Source organism: Frigoriflavimonas asaccharolytica (genome assembly GCF_013294015.1).
GTDB classification, from domain to species: domain Bacteria; phylum Bacteroidota; class Bacteroidia; order Flavobacteriales; family Weeksellaceae; genus Frigoriflavimonas; species Frigoriflavimonas asaccharolytica.
This window is the reverse complement of the sequence record NZ_JABSNO010000001.1, coordinates 141,853-156,708: the sequence shown is the minus strand read 5'-3', so window position 1 is coordinate 156,708 and position 14,856 is coordinate 141,853. Positions and strand designations below refer to the sequence as shown.

The 14,856-nt window shown below is 32.2% G+C and carries 18 protein-coding genes; 5 read left to right on the top strand and 13 right to left on the bottom strand.

Annotated elements, in window-relative coordinates; all coding sequences use genetic code 11:
- Positions 1-34: 34 nt before the first annotated feature.
- From HNQ03_RS00695 to HNQ03_RS00655, 10 genes are all read right to left on the bottom strand, one after another.
- A complete protein-coding gene (locus HNQ03_RS00695; protein ID WP_173777711.1) occupies positions 35-595 on the bottom strand; it encodes a Crp/Fnr family transcriptional regulator in 561 nt (186 codons plus the stop codon).
- Positions 596-823: 228 nt separating this feature from the next.
- Complete coding sequence (locus HNQ03_RS00690; RefSeq protein WP_173777710.1) at positions 824-2,041, bottom strand: ABC transporter permease; 1,218 nt, start codon at positions 2,039-2,041, stop codon at positions 824-826.
- Positions 2,042-2,068: 27 nt separating this feature from the next.
- Positions 2,069-3,028: an HlyD family secretion protein gene (locus tag HNQ03_RS00685; protein WP_173777709.1), complete on the bottom strand. Its 960-nt coding sequence runs from the start codon at positions 3,026-3,028 to the stop codon at positions 2,069-2,071.
- Between the two features lie 87 nt (positions 3,029-3,115).
- Positions 3,116-4,522, bottom strand: coding sequence for a TolC family protein (locus HNQ03_RS00680; protein ID WP_173777708.1), 1,407 nt, complete (start codon positions 4,520-4,522; stop codon positions 3,116-3,118).
- A gap of 236 nt (positions 4,523-4,758) precedes the next feature.
- Positions 4,759-4,914, bottom strand: coding sequence for a hypothetical protein (locus tag HNQ03_RS16065; RefSeq protein ID WP_226927399.1), 156 nt, complete (start codon positions 4,912-4,914; stop codon positions 4,759-4,761).
- A gap of 11 nt (positions 4,915-4,925) precedes the next feature.
- On the bottom strand, positions 4,926-5,201 hold the full coding sequence (locus HNQ03_RS00675) for a hypothetical protein (RefSeq protein WP_173777707.1): 276 nt from the start codon (positions 5,199-5,201) through the stop codon (positions 4,926-4,928).
- 119 nt (positions 5,202-5,320) lie between these two features.
- Positions 5,321-5,854, bottom strand: a complete 534-nt coding sequence (locus HNQ03_RS00670) for a hypothetical protein (RefSeq protein WP_173777706.1) — start codon at positions 5,852-5,854, stop codon at positions 5,321-5,323.
- A gap of 74 nt (positions 5,855-5,928) precedes the next feature.
- Positions 5,929-6,225, bottom strand: coding sequence for a type II toxin-antitoxin system RelE/ParE family toxin (locus tag HNQ03_RS00665; protein WP_173777705.1), 297 nt, complete (start codon positions 6,223-6,225; stop codon positions 5,929-5,931).
- Positions 6,215-6,430 carry a hypothetical protein gene (locus HNQ03_RS00660; RefSeq protein WP_173777704.1) on the bottom strand — a complete coding sequence of 72 codons (216 nt, stop codon included), beginning with the start codon at positions 6,428-6,430 and terminating at the stop codon, positions 6,215-6,217. The genes HNQ03_RS00665 and HNQ03_RS00660 overlap by 11 nt, the downstream gene beginning before the upstream one ends.
- Before the next feature lie 98 nt (positions 6,431-6,528).
- On the bottom strand, positions 6,529-8,331 hold the full coding sequence (locus HNQ03_RS00655; protein ID WP_173777703.1) for a DUF885 domain-containing protein: 1,803 nt from the start codon (positions 8,329-8,331) through the stop codon (positions 6,529-6,531).
- A 251-nt stretch (positions 8,332-8,582) separates the two neighbouring features.
- Between HNQ03_RS00655 and HNQ03_RS00650 the strand changes: the two genes are divergently transcribed.
- From HNQ03_RS00650 to HNQ03_RS00630, 5 genes are all read left to right on the top strand, one after another.
- Positions 8,583-9,044 carry a hypothetical protein gene (locus HNQ03_RS00650; RefSeq protein ID WP_173777702.1) on the top strand — a complete coding sequence of 154 codons (462 nt, stop codon included), beginning with the start codon at positions 8,583-8,585 and terminating at the stop codon, positions 9,042-9,044.
- 83 nt (positions 9,045-9,127) lie between these two features.
- On the top strand, positions 9,128-9,823 hold the full coding sequence (locus HNQ03_RS00645; RefSeq protein ID WP_173777701.1) for a MotA/TolQ/ExbB proton channel family protein: 696 nt from the start codon (positions 9,128-9,130) through the stop codon (positions 9,821-9,823).
- A gap of 4 nt (positions 9,824-9,827) precedes the next feature.
- Positions 9,828-10,511, top strand: coding sequence for a hypothetical protein (locus HNQ03_RS00640; RefSeq protein ID WP_173777700.1), 684 nt, complete (start codon positions 9,828-9,830; stop codon positions 10,509-10,511).
- 44 nt (positions 10,512-10,555) lie between these two features.
- A complete protein-coding gene (locus tag HNQ03_RS00635) occupies positions 10,556-10,954 on the top strand; it encodes an ExbD/TolR family protein (RefSeq protein ID WP_173777699.1) in 399 nt (132 codons plus the stop codon).
- Positions 10,954-11,775 carry a ferric siderophore ABC transporter substrate-binding protein gene (locus tag HNQ03_RS00630; protein WP_173777698.1) on the top strand — a complete coding sequence of 274 codons (822 nt, stop codon included), beginning with the start codon at positions 10,954-10,956 and terminating at the stop codon, positions 11,773-11,775. The genes HNQ03_RS00635 and HNQ03_RS00630 overlap by 1 nt, the downstream gene beginning before the upstream one ends.
- Before the next feature lie 268 nt (positions 11,776-12,043).
- Here the strand turns inward: HNQ03_RS00630 and HNQ03_RS00625 are convergent, their stop codons facing one another.
- The 3 genes from HNQ03_RS00625 to HNQ03_RS00615 form a co-directional block, all read right to left on the bottom strand.
- On the bottom strand, positions 12,044-12,436 hold the full coding sequence (locus HNQ03_RS00625; protein ID WP_173777697.1) for a hypothetical protein: 393 nt from the start codon (positions 12,434-12,436) through the stop codon (positions 12,044-12,046).
- Between the two features lie 402 nt (positions 12,437-12,838).
- Positions 12,839-14,242, bottom strand: coding sequence for a nucleoside recognition domain-containing protein (locus HNQ03_RS00620; protein ID WP_173777696.1), 1,404 nt, complete (start codon positions 14,240-14,242; stop codon positions 12,839-12,841).
- A 61-nt stretch (positions 14,243-14,303) separates the two neighbouring features.
- Entirely contained in the window at positions 14,304-14,813 is a 510-nt protein-coding gene (locus HNQ03_RS00615) for a DUF6973 domain-containing protein (protein WP_173777695.1), read from the bottom strand.
- Between the last annotated feature and the right edge of the window lie 43 nt (positions 14,814-14,856).

Sequence of the window (14,856 nt, the reverse complement as noted above, 5' to 3'; positions counted from 1 at the left end):
ATTTTCTAAAAAAGAGCTAAATTTTTTTTTTGAATTAAATTTCACTCCGAATTCTGCTCAAAGTTTCTTGTGAAATTCCGAGATAGGTAGCAATCATTCCTAAAGGTGCGCGAAGAATAATATTGGGATTTTCTTCTAAAAGCTGAATGTATTTTTCTTTTGCCGTCATGTGTTGCAGAGAATTGATGCGTTTCGTCATTTGCGTCATCAAATTCCCAAGTAGAAATCTGCTAAAGTTGGCCGATGGTAAAGAAATAGAACATAATTCTTCCAATTTTTTGTAATCGCAAAAGGTAACAATGCTTTCTTCCAAAGTTTCTATATTGTAATAAGAAGGAACATTATTAAATACTGTATCAATATTGGCAAAAGATTTCTCTTCCGAATAAAAATTGGTGGTGATGTCTTTGCCTTTTTCAAAATAGAAAGTGCGCGCCAAACCCTTTTCCATATAGTATACATTTCGGTTGTAGGTATTTTGCTGACTTAGCAATTCGCCTTTCTGAAAAGTTTTTGTTTGGGTTTCGTTGCGAAAAAAGTCTTCCGTTACTTCGTCTATGATGCTGTATTTAGAAATTTTTTCGAGGAGTTTCACACTTTTGTTTTTACAAAAATACTTAAAGAAACTGGAATTTTAAAAAGCAATTCAAATTATAAAATCTCGGAGCGGCAAACCTCTTTACAGCAGGTTCTACATGAATCTATATTAAAAAAGAGGACTAAACGGAAAACCTGAATTTATGCCAAAAACATACGAAAGCGTCTTTAATTTAATATAAAGACGCTTCCATCATTTGAAAGATTTTTCAAAAAAATTAATTTCTTATTCTTCCGAAGAGATTATTTTAGCCAATTCTATTTCCTCTATGTCTTGTGAAATTTTAAATTTTTTGAAAAGAAAATGAATTTTAATCTTTAAAGCAATCCAAGCTAAAATAAAGTAGATAAAGCCTAAAATGAGCAGATGCACAAAATATTTTTTGGTTAAAAGATCGGAACCATTTTGTACAACCATAATTTTTAATGCTTCCAAATAGGGTGTTAATGGGATAATAGACGTAAAACTTTTAATAAATGCTGGCATTGCATAAGTAGGCCACGTAAATCCACTAATGATGAATGCAGGTGAAGCAATGACCATCAAAACTTGCGTTGCCTTTAGAGCATCTGGAATTAAAATACTTACCAAAACCCCTAAGTTGGTAGCTGCAACTACAAATGCTGCAGTGATAAGAAAGAAATTCCAAACATTATCTGGAACGGGAATTTTGAAGTAAAGGCTGCAAAAATAGAAAAATAATATATTCAAATTTGCAAAAACCCAAATTGGCAAACATTTGATAGCCATCACAAAAACGGCATATTTTTCTTTGCCCGCAAAATCTTTTAAGAAAGATTTTCGTTTAAATTCTTCCGAAAATGAAACTGCCATTGCCAGAAGAATTACCTGTTGCAGAACAACCGCCATCATTGCAGGCCACATAAAAACAAGGTAATTACTGGTAGTATTAAAAAGCGTGATGTAATTAGCTTTAAATGGTTCATATTGAGTTTTCGCAATATCCAAGCTCAATCCTTTCTTTTGCAAAGCTTTAATTTCTGCACCTGCAGAAAATGTTCCTAAAGTTTGCTGAATGGCTTTTGTTGCAAAATTTGCCGTCAAAACATTAGAAGTATTCACATAAACATTTACTTCTGGATATTTTTTTTGCAGCATCATCGCTTCAAAACGTTCTGGAATTATAATTACTGCAGCCGCTTCTGTTTTGATGGTTTCATCTTTTAAATTAGCAGGTTCGTGGATGTAGCTCAACACCTTCAAAGATTTGCTATCTTGCAGCATCTCCAAAACCTGGTTAGATAGAGGTGTGTTATCATGGTTTACTACAATCACGGGAATATGCTCTACTTTCCCAGCTTGGTAGGTAAACCCAATAAGCAATGCATAGAAAATAGGCGCCACAAAGAAAACCGATAATAAAGTTCTGTTGGTTAAAAACAGCTTAAACTCCCTTTTTAATAAATATCTAATTTGTTTCATTTTGTAAATTTGTAGTTATGCTTTCTGCTATTTTAAAGTCACATTAGAATTCACCAAAATATCTTTTGCTAAATTTTGATTTTCCGGAACTACTTTTATTTCATAAATCGCTTCTTCTGGTTCATAATCCGGGAATGCAGAGGTGATATCTGCGTATTTTGCTAGTTGTTTTATAGCCACAATTTTTCCTTTAATTTCCTTTTTACTGTAGTTTACAACCAATGTTACTTGCATTCCTTTTTGGTATTTTCCTATTTTTGTTTCTGGAATTGTGAAACGGAAATAAGACGAAGCAGGAATATATCCTGAAAAAAGCGGATAACCTGCAGTTGCCAATTCTCCTTTATTTAAAGCAATTGTCTCTATTTCCATGTCATTTGTAGCGATAATGTATCTCTCGGAAAAGGCAACATTTGCTTCTTGCAATACTCCTCTCGCCTGATTTTCTTGACCTTGAGCCATTTCAATTTTTTCTACACGAGTTCCCATTTGCACTTCACGAAGTTCTGCATTCACAGCATCTAATTGTGCTTTTGCACCTTGGTATTTTGCAAAATATTCATCATAATTTTGCGGTGAAAGCAATTGGTCATTGTACATATTTTTGGCTCTATTGAAAGATTTTTGAGCAAAATTAAATTGCTCTTGCAAACCTTTTTGTTTGGCTTTCAGTTGATTGAGTTGGTTTCCTGTTGCGCCGTTTTTTGCCATTTCTACTTGTGCAATTGCAGAAGATGTTGCGCCTTTTGCCTGTGCTATTTTTGCAGAAACTTCGGGAATATCTAGAACGGCTAAAGTATCTCCTGTTTTCACGGTTTGACCTTCTTCTACATAAATATTTAAAATTCTACCAGATAATTTGGGTGAAAACGAAACGATTTCCTTCTTGGTTTTTCCACCAATTGCAGATTCTGTTTCAGACTTTTTGCAACTGAAAAACGTAAATGCAAGAAGTATTGCTAAAAATTTAATTATTGAATTTTTCATTTTGTTTGTTTTTTTGTGTGAAACGAAGCAGAATTTTACTTTTATCTCCGGTTCTTATGTCTATTATAAAATAATTTTTTTATTTATTTAAAGTCTTTCCACTTGCAAATCTTGTGTAGATTTCATCAGTTCGATGGCGCTTCTTCTTTGGTTAAAAACAGCGGTTTGATATTCTAATTCTGCATTTTGCAAATCATTTTCTGCTTCTATCAAAGCGGCGGAAGTTTTGGTGCCATATCTAAATTCATTTTCCACTTGGCCCAAACCTTCTTTTGCAATATCCAGCGCTTTTTTCTTTAAGGCTATTTGGGAATTTGCAATGGTATAATTGGTTTGATTGTTGGCTAGATTGAGGTTCAATTTCTTAGAAGCATCGCTTTTTTTATTTTCTAAAATTTCTTTTTCAATTTTTGCCGTTTCTACTTTATGTTTCCCTTCATTTCCATCGAAAACATCCCATTTAAAACCAACTCCCGCTTGAAAAAGTGGAAAAATATTGATGCTGGAAGGATTTAAATCTAATTTTTTTCCAGAATTGGGAATTATATCTTTGGATGTACTAATGCTATTGTTAAAAAGACCGAAATAACTCAATGAAGTTTGCGCCTGAACTTTGGGAATCCACCATCTTTCTTCGGCTTTAATTTTAAAATCTGTGGCATAAATTCCATGATTCAATGCTTGTATTTCCACACGATTTTCTATATTTTGATCTAAAACTTCATAAGAAATAGTTTCTAGTTGAGGTTTAATCAAAGCAATTCTATCCCGATCTATTTCCGTTAAAAGATGAATTTGAGTAATGAGCAATTCCTTTTTTCCTTCATACTCTACGATTTTGGAATCTAAAATAGCTTGTGCTAGTTCAATCTTTTTTCTATCATAAGGCGTTATCAATCCATAACCCAAAGCTTTATCCGCGGTTTTTTTATTAATGTCTAATCGTTTTTTTGCTTCATCTAATACTTTTTTAGATTCTTGCACCAAAGCCATTTGATCATACGCTTTAGAAATTTCTGTGATGATTTCGTCGCGCGTTTTTTGCATTAATAAATTTTCTGAAATGTTTTTTTCGCGGTTGGCTTCCTTCAGATATTTTACTTTTCCACCGGAATAAAGCAAAATACTTGCTTCCGCTTTCGCAGATGTGGAAAGCCCAGAAATATTTAGCGTATTAGAGAATGAACCTTCGGGAATTGTAATTCCTGCAAATAAAGATGGAATTGCTGGTAAGGTGATTTCTGGTGATGTGAGATGCGCAGAAGTATATAAATACCCAGCTTTACCTGAAATATCTACTTTTGGAAGAAAAATATCTTTCAATTTTTCATCATCCAATTTGGTAAATTTATTTTCTAGATTTTGTTGAGTTAAAGTTCCATCATTTTGCATTGCGGCATTAATTAATTCTTGCAAACTTGGTGCTTGTTGCGCTGAAAAAACCAATGGTAAAAAGATCATTAATCTGACAAGGTAATTTCTAAAAGTTTTCATTTTATTACTTATTTGTAGCTACAAAGGTAAAATATGTGAAAATAGAATCCTTTGATATTTGTCAAAAAGTGAAGGTAAATTTAGATGTAATGGATTAATGGTAATTATTTAAGAAACAGTGCAATTTTTTTAAATAGAGGAAGCCAAGATGGGATTTTGTTTGGCTAAAATATTTTACAAAATTCCTTTTCTTTGAAATGGTAGATTTTTTCTGAAGTAAAAAAGGTGGGATCGTTTTACAATCCAAATGCAAACTTTTGAATAATAAAATCCTCCAAATTCTGCATCACTGAATCTAAATTTATTTTTACATCTAAATCAGAAATACGAAAAAAGATGATGCCTAAACTTTCAAGATAATTTTGTCTAATTAAATCTTCGGCTTCTTTCAATTCATTAAAACTTATTCAATTAAAATATTTGGATCGAAAATTTCATTTCGATTTTTCAGAATTGTATTAAATTCGATGTTTTTTGGAGAATTGTGTTCAAAATATTCTTCTTTACTATTATAAATTTCCAATATTTTAAGTTTAATTTCTTGGTCAGGTTTTTCAAGATACTTTTCACTTAAACACAATGCTAATTTGCGATTTGCAGATTCAATTTCCCATTTGTTTGAAATCGAATGGCCGGCATAAAGTTCTTTTTCACCGCTTCCATAGCTTGGATATTCCACTACACAATCTTTAAATTCTAGTGTTTTGGTTTCGTCTTTTTTGCAGGAAACCAAAAATGAAAATAGAATTAGAAAATAAATAGCTCTATTCATAACTTTGATAACAAATTAAAATTCAATCACATTTTTTTTGAATTTATAGAAAAATTTGCATTAAAATGTTGCATTAATTCTTTTAAAATTCTAACCAATTTTGGATGAGATTTCTGATTCGGCGATTCTATTGCAAATCTTTTTTCCTTTAAATTAAAATATGTAATTAAAGATATTGTAGAGCCATCTAAAATCAATCTGTTTCGTAACTTTTCTTTTTTCCTCGAATTTTCGTATTTATATTTTATGAACGAATTGAAAAGCTCTACAAATTCTTGATTTTTAGTTTTATCTAATTCCAACTCGAAAGTATCCCATTGATAATGTTTCGAACATAAATCATTAAGTTCTTTAGCAGCATTTAAATATGGTATATTATTCTTTGCTGAAATTATCATTTTATCAAGAATCAGTTCTACTTTATCATCATATTCTTCATAATTAACTATTTTATCAAGTGTTTTTAGTTGTAATTTCAATACATTATTTAAGTCCTCAATTGCAAAGTCCATATCTATTGAAAAAATACTACTAATTTTTAAAATAATTTTATCTGCCATTTTCTAATATTATGTAATGTAAAATTTTCTACTCCATACTCGTCGCCCAAAGTTCTATTTTTTTTTTTTAAATCTTAAAGATTGGGATATTTTTCAGGATCTTGGTAAGTATTAAAAACTGAATAAATGTACACCATTTTTTCTTGTTCGTCAATGTCAAAAAATGCCATGTAAGGAAAAGATTTAAATGGTAGTGCTCTTAAATTTTTGTAACGAAATTGGAAAAATGGATTTGTTTCTAAAGCATTGTAAACTACTTCTAATTGACCATCGAAAGTTTGCATTACAGATTGGGAAATCTTTTCATAATATTCATAAGCTTCATCTATTTCTTCTTGTGCTCTAGCAAGAATAACGAGTTTATAACTCATATTTTTGGCGAAGTTTATTAAGTGCTTCTCTTGCAGGGATAAAATCTTTTTTATCTGCTTTTAGTCTTTCGTCAAGAATTTGTTTTTGTTGATTTGATAATTCAAAAATTTCATTTTTTTCTTCGTAATCTGCCCCTAAAAGATTTAAAAACTCTTTAAAAAAAGGAATTTTATTTTCTGGTATGCTCACATTAAAAGTAGTCATATTGTTAATTTATTAAATTAAGATAAAAATCATAGAACAAAGCTACAAAATTTTTAGAACGAGATTGCTTTCTTCCAACTTCCAACTTCCAACTTTTTCTACTCCTTACTTTTCGCCCAAAGCGTCATTTTTCTTTCTAAAACTGAAAGTGGAAGACAACCCTGACTCAATATTTCATCATGAAATTCTGCAAGATTAAATTTTTTGCCTAAATCTTTAGAATATTTTTCGCGCAATTCACGTATTTTTAATGCTCCAATTTTATATCCCAAAGCTTGTCCTGGCATTGCCATGTATCTTTCAACTTCTGCAGTTGCACCCGCTTCATCGTAGGCAACATTGTTTAAGAAATATTTTATCGCTTCTTCTCTGTTCATCGTTCCGGTATGCAAACCAGTATCTATTACCAAACGTACTGCACGAAGCATTTGATCGCTCAAATAGCCCATTTTTTGGTAAGGATCTGTGTACAATCCCAATTCTGGACCCAAAGTTTCGCAATAGTGCGCCCAACCTTCTCCATATGCTCCAAACCAACCAAAGCGCATGAATTTCGGAATTTTTGTGTTCTCTTGTTGCAAAGAAACTTGATAATGATGTCCCGGAATTGCCTCGTGCAAAAAGAGAGATTCCATTCCGCTGGTTACATTTATTTTCGTAGGATCTGGGATTGGAATGTAGAAAATACCTTTGCGTTTTCCATCTGGTGTTCCTGGAATGTACTCTGCACTTGCTGTAGCTTCCCGAAATTTTTCTGTTTGTCGAATTTCAAATCCTGTTTTTGGCGTCACGCTAAACATGGTTTTTAATTTTGGATCTATTGTTTTCAAAATTCCATTAAAAGAATCTATCACCTCTTTTGCAGTTTTGTAAGGCATCGCTTTTGGGTTGGTTTTTACATCCGTTAGAAATTCTTCCAAAGTACCTTTAAAACCGACAGTTTCTTTCACTTTTTCCATTTCTGCACGCAACATATTCACCTGCTGCACACCAATTTTGTTGATGTCTTCTACATTTGTATTGGTAGTTGTCCAACTTTTCGCATAGTAATTGTAGGCATCCTTTCCATTTGGTAAAGCTCCGATTCCATCTGTGTCTCTTGCGTTTGGTAAATATTCTTTTTCAAGAAATTCCGCCATTTTAGTATAAGATGGTATAATTTTATTGTTGATGGCGTCTTTGTACAATGTTCTGTAATTTTCTTTTTGAGCTACAGTAAGATTGCTAGATAAATTTCTAATTGGGCCGTAGAAAATATTTTTAGATAGATTTTTATTAATGATTTCTTCGCCTTTCATTTGTGCAATCATTTTCACCACCAGTTTTTTTGGAAGCACCTGCTTATTTTGAATTCCAATTTTAAAGTTTGCAATCGCAGTATCCATCCAGTCTGGGAATTTCTCCATTCTTCGCAACCAATTGTCGTAATCTTTATCATTTTTAAAAGGTTGATTGCCATCTCCACTTCCCAAAAGTGGAAAATCTAGAGGCAAACCACCAAATTGCGTGAACGGAATATATTCTGGATGGAAGGTGTATCTTTCAATTTTATCCTTCAAAGTATAATCTAAAACATCATAAACCACTTTATCATCTTCTGGTAATTGGTTGTAATTCAAATTTTTCAATTCTTCTTGAATACTCTTGTAGAAGGAAATTTCTTTAGAAATGAAGTTTGAATCAATAGTATTCGTAAGCAAATCATTATACTTATTTTCACCTTGTGCAGTTGCTTCTAGGGGATAAAACTGCAAATATTGATTATAATATTTAGACGCAATACTATCCAGGACTGCAGAAGATTTTATTTCTTCAATATTAACGGTACTCTCTTTTTTACAAGAGAATATTAGAAATAATAATGATATTATTACTGAAAAGGGAATGAATTTATTTTTCATATGTTTAAGTATTCTCACAAAAATACGGAATAAATTGTGATGAAAGTTGATGTTATCTCTATGAATTAAATAGTTTTAAATTATTTTTTAAAAATTTTCTACAATCAATCTATTTTTTATCTTTGTAGGGACAGTTTTAAATTTTAATATTTAACAATTTTAAATAAAATGAATCTCACCAATTGTGAAAATAATCTTATTCATCATGAATCTAGAATTTTCTATAATTTAATATTTACAAAATTCTCATCATGAAAGGCATCTTAAAAATATATCATCCAGAGGAGACTTTGAAATACCAAATTCAACATTCTTATTGCAAATCCGTATACTTGAACGAGGAATATCTGCTCGAATTAGAAATTGATACCGATGAAAACCTAGATCATATAGATGATGATTCTTTGCACTACAATTTTCCGCAATTATCTTTTCACATAGTAGATTTTCCCGTAGATTCTGCGGAATTAGCAGGAAAAACATTTATTATTAATGATTCTAGCGAAACAGAATATACAGAAATAGATGTGCATGATGATGAAGATGCTTATCTTCATCATAATAAATTAACATTCTCCCAAGACGAAAAAGGAGAGTTAGAACTAATATGGGAGGGCGAAGTTGACGATTTTTATACTCACAATGAAGAGCCAATTCGTTTTAAGTTGAAGTGCCATTTTCAACCCGACGAAATTGAAATTGACGAGGATTAATTTTCAATATAAAAATATCTAAAAATTGCAAAAAGCCATACTAAAAATGGTCTTTTTGCGTTATACACTATTAATAAAATACTATGCAAGACAGTCTTCAAACTGCACAAAGTGCTATAAATTCCACAAAAATTGTCCCAGAAAAACAAATATTCTCACTTTGGGAAATTCTCTTTGGTGGTGGTTTGGTAAGCAATATCATTATGGTTGCCATTTTTCTACTCGGTATTTTGGCGCTTTATATTTTTTTAGAAAGATATTTTTTCATTAAAAGAGCCTCTAAATTGACGCCTAATTTTTTAGAAAACATAAAAGATTTTGTGCAAGATGGCAAAATAGATACAGGGATAGACTATTGTAAAACCATAGATTCTCCGGAAGCAAGGATGATAGAAAAAGGATTGGCAAGAATTGGAAGGCCAATTTCTGATATATCTAATGCAATGCAAAATCAAGGTCAATTAGAAGTTTCAAAACTAGAAAAAAATCTAAATTTATTGGCATCTGCTTCTGGAGCTGCACCAATGTTGGGCTTTTTAGGAACTGTAATCGGTATGATCATGGCATTTTTTGAAATATCCAACGTGACAGGTGCCGTTAGTCCGAAACTTTTGGCTTCTGGAATTTATACAGCAATGGCAACAACTGCAGCTGGTTTGTTTGTAGGAATTCCTGCTTATTTCTTTTATAATATTATCGTAACAAAAGTAGATCGCCTAGTTTTGAAAATACAAACGCATACCAACGAATTTTTGGATGCATTGAATAAGCCAGTATAGAACATTGAAAAAGACTTCCCAAAATGAAAACTTCAAGTATTTTGCAAAATTATCTGGCAGTGCATTTGCGAGTTTTGTAAAAATAAATATTCTGGCATCAGTTTCTACTGTGTTGGTTTTCATTATTGAATTTTTTCTATTGTCAAAAGATATAGATGCAGGAAGCTCTGGACACGCAAGTGCAAGTCCGTTTTTAGTAACGATGTTTTTGTCAAGACCAATAGGCTCTATTTTGTGGTATATAAGCGCAATCGTAAGTCCTATATTGTTTTTTTCGCTTGGAAATAAGTATATTATTTCGAAAATTGCGAACAAATTAATAACCGATAAATCTGAAAAATTATTAAATCCACTTTTGGATAGAATATTGGCAAAGTTTCAAGAAAAGCAAACAGAAACCGTGAGAAACTCTGGTGATTTTGCGCTAGCTCAATTAAGAATAATTCATGGATTAAAAAATGCAAAGAACGAAAACAAATGGTTGAGAAGAGTTCTTGTGTTTGGACTGAAAAAAATAAAGCTAGACGATGTAGATTTTAGTGATCAAAATCAGAATTTTGCTGAAATTATTAAAGTAAAAACGCACCTAGGTTTACAAGATATTTCGGCACCAGATAGAAAAATAATTTTAATTCCAATTGCTTGTCAATGGATAATTTTGCTTTTCATTTGGTTCACAAATTTTTGATTTTAAAGTATATAAATAAATAGTTGAGTATAATCTAACATAATATGGAACTGAAAAGAAGAAATAAAGTAAGCGCAGAATTTAGCATGTCTTCTATGACGGACATTATTTTCTTGTTGCTTATATTTTTTATGATCACGAGTTCGGCAATCAGCCAAAGCGCGATCGAAGTGAAATTGCCTCAATCTGCAGCTGGAGATCCGAATGTGCAAGATCCTACTTCTGTAAGCATTACCGAAGATGGCAAATATTTTGTTAACGATAAAGAAATTGCAAAGGAAAACCTTGAAAATTACTTAGTAAATGAATTGAAAGGCGTTCAAAATCCTACATTTACCATCCGAGCAGATGAGAATACAAAACATAAAGATGTAATTTTTGCAATGGGAATTGCAGAAACACACAAATTTAATCTTGCAATAGCAACAACAGAACAAGAATAATGAATTACGCTGTAGAAAATAATCAAAAAGAAACGGAAGATCAAAGAAAAAGCGCCATCATTACGGCATTGGTTTCTTTGCTGGTATTTTTGTTGATCTATTTTTACACTTTTTCAAAAACACCAGATGTAGAACCAGAAGCAGTAACTACAATGCTTATTAATTTTGGAGATAATAGGAATGGAAACCAAGTGGAAGAACCAGCTAACCAAGAAGGTAGTATTGCTGCTAGTGAAATGGTTACACCGCAAGAACAATTTTCTCAGCCGGCAAATTCTTCTACTGAGAAACTAATTTCTGGAAATAACACCAAAATTTCTACTCCAAAAAGCATAGAAAAAAAGACAAATTCTAAAGCTGAAACTTCAAAAAATTCTCAAAAATCTGCAACTGCTACCAAATCTACAACTACCAAAAAATCTGGTGATGGAAAAGGAAATGCGGCCATTGGAAATTTACTAAAAGGTAGAGGTCAAAATCCTGGTTCACAAGGTACAAACGGAACTGTAGGTAATGATGGAGATCCACTTGGTGGCGATGGCAATGGCGATAGTAAAATAGGTATTGACAGAAAGTTGGTAGATTTTATCCCTGGTACAATGGGTAGAGGTGGGAATCAACCAGCTAATAATTGCACTGCAAGTGGAACTATTAATATTTCTTTTACAGTAGACAAAGCCGGAAACGTAGTTTCTGCAAGACGATCTAGCGGAATTTCTGATGCTTGCGTAGCTTCAACTTCTGTGGCTTGGGTAAAAAAATACGTGAAAGCGGAACGTGCAAACACCAGTTCTACAGGAAGTTATAAAATTACGTTCTAATGAATTTTCAACTTTGAATCTAAAATTATTAACGACGAATCTTATTTATTCTCGCATATAATTTGCGATGAATGGGTTTATTCATTTTTTACATTAAATTTCAATCGGCTTTTGCCAAATTATTCTTTTAGCTAAAGTTAATTAATCTAGAAAAACTTGATCTGGATGCCTTTTTTATTCTGTTGAGAATTAGCTAAATTAGCTTATAAATTTTCTAAATTAAGAGAGCTGTTTTTACATAGTTTTTGCAATTCCAATTGCAGGAAATTTATGTCAACTTTTCTTTTAATTCTGCGATTCTCGCATTTACAGGAATTGAATAGATTTGAGCTTTTGCAATCCAAATTTCGTAGAAATAAATGGAATATTTAGCCAACTTTTCGCTAAAATTTTCTTTGTTTTTAAAATAGAAAAGATGTCCGAGCATTTCGTATAATTCTGGTTGTTGATGAGGTTTGAAAACTTCTACCTTTTCTACAATTTCTTCTAAAGATAGTTGCAGCAAATCTGGAAATGTGGTTTTGAAAATATCTTTCAACTGGGTTTCTATTACCAATTCTATCTCTTCTGGTTTGCCTTCGTTTTTTCCTAGCAATAATTTTGAAAGTAAGGCTGTAAACTGCTGTATTTGACGGATGAGAAAATCTTTGTCTTGGATCATTGGGGGAATTTTTGTTTAAACTTGTTAAAGAGGGTTTTGTTTTGTTTCAAAAAAAATTTGGTTTTGCAGCCTTGTTAAAGCTTACAGCTCTATCAGTGCTTTAAACATTAAGGCTTTTAAGTATGTATTAATTGCAGTTTTTTAATAAATAAACGACGTTTGTTTTTATCAAGGATATTGAATTTTTTTTATCATCTTATCATCTTTAACATCGTTTTCCATTGATAAATAAATTTAATATAAAGCGAAACTTTGCAGCCCGACTTGAGTGGAAATCCTTTTTATTGGTGGTTGAGCTTGTCGAAACCTCCAATAAAAAGATTGAGAACGGAAGGTGGAAATGTCTGCCAAAAAAAGTAAAAAATAGATATTCGACAAAGTCATATTGCTGCCCAAAAAATTCTACCCAAAAAATAAATACGCCAAAGTAACCGCAGTGATTATGCCAACCAAATCTGCCATCAACATTGCGCCAACAGTATATCTGGTGTTTTTAATACCCACAGCTCCAAAATAAACGGCGATCACATAGAAAGTAGTATCTGAACTTCCTTGTAATACACCAGAAAGTTTGCCGGCGAAACTATCTGCGCCAAAAGTTGTCATCGTATCTACCATCATTCCACGCGCGCCAGAACCAGAAAGTGGTTTGATGAGCGCAGTTGGTAGTCCATCTACAAAACGAGTGTCCATGTTGAGCGTTATCGCAAGCCATTTCATTCCGTCTATCAAAACATCAAAAACTCCTGATGTTCTTAGCAATGAAATCGCAATAAGCATACCCACCAAATAAGGAATAATTTTCACAGAAACATTAAATCCTTCTTTTGCTCCTTCTATAAATGACCCAAAAATGTCTATTTTTTTATAAATCGCGCCTAGAATAATGGCTAAAAAGATAAAAAGTATCATTCCGTTGCTCAGTACTTTGGAAAAAACTTCTAATTCGCCACGACTTAATTGAACGAGATAAACAACTAATAAGGCGATAATGGCTGAAATACCACCGACGTAAGCAAGAATGATTGGTTGAAAAAGATTTATTTTTTGTTTGATGGAAACGATCGTCATGGATGCAATTGTTGCGGTAAAAGTAGCAATCATACAAGGCAAGAAAATATCCGTAGGATTGCTCGCATTTAATGAAGCACGAATGGCGATGATGGAAACGGGAATCAGCGTGAGACCACTTGCATGCAAACAGAGAAACATAATTTGGGAATTGCTAGCTTCATCTTTGGAAGGATTTAAGGTTTGCAAACTATCCATCGCTTTCAAGCCAAAAGGCGTAGCAGCATTGTCTAATCCGAGAAGATTTGCGGAGAAATTGAGCATCATGTGACCAAATGCGGGATGGTTTTTTGGAATTTCTGGAAATAATTTTGAGAAAAATGGTTGAATTAATCTCGATAATAAATTGATGCCTCCAGCTTTTTCGGCGATGCTCATGAAACCCATAAAGAGCGTCATAATACCAATTAAACCGATACAAATTTTCACTGCTGTATTGCTGGTTCCTATTACGCCATCTGTTTCTTGTATTCTGTATACTGCAACTTCTTTCTTTTTCGCGTCTGCTTTGTATTGTATTCTATCTGCTTTATAATCAGAACTTAAAGCTAAATTTTTCTGAATTTCTGGAGATAGATTTCCTATTGGTTTTGTAGCAATTTGCACTGTATCTCCGCCACTTCCTACCACCATATCATTGTAGATATCCTGATAGTTTGGGAAAAACAAAAACTTGATGCTTGCTACCAATATAGCTACCAAAATAAAAGACGCCCAGATTCTGCTTAATGCCATTTTTAAAAATTTTGTTAAATGTAATTAAAAAATAGGACGTTGTAGATTTTTAAAGAAAAAATTACTTCAAATAAACTAATTCAGCTTCAGCAATGATTGTATTTTTAGTAAGAATTTTTGCCGTTTTTACTTTTTTAAATAGTTCATCTATTAAAAAACTACTTTCAAAAAACTGTCGGTGAATTCCTGGTACCATCTCCATGAAAAGATCCATGCCTACCTTGTTGTTGTGCAGATCCATTTGCTTTTGGAGCGCTTCATTTGGGAATAATTCTTCGTGTAAATCTGTAATTTTTTTACACCATTTTAAGGCTTTTTTTGGGGAGGATATTTTACAATAGTACATGAGAATTAAACTCGTCCAAAGTGCATGGCGAAAAGCATTGCCTATTCCGTCGGAAGAATTGGTTTTTGGGAAATATTTTTTTGCCAATACAAATGCTTTCAGAGTAGCATAAAAACTTATTGCAGTAAATAAAGGATTTGGAATTGTTGTACCTAAAAGTAGACCTAACTTTTTAAAAGTAAGGGTTCTAATGGTGTTTACAAATATGGTAAATGCTTTTTTCATAAAGAAAATCTCATCCAAAGATGAGATTTGTTATACTAATATT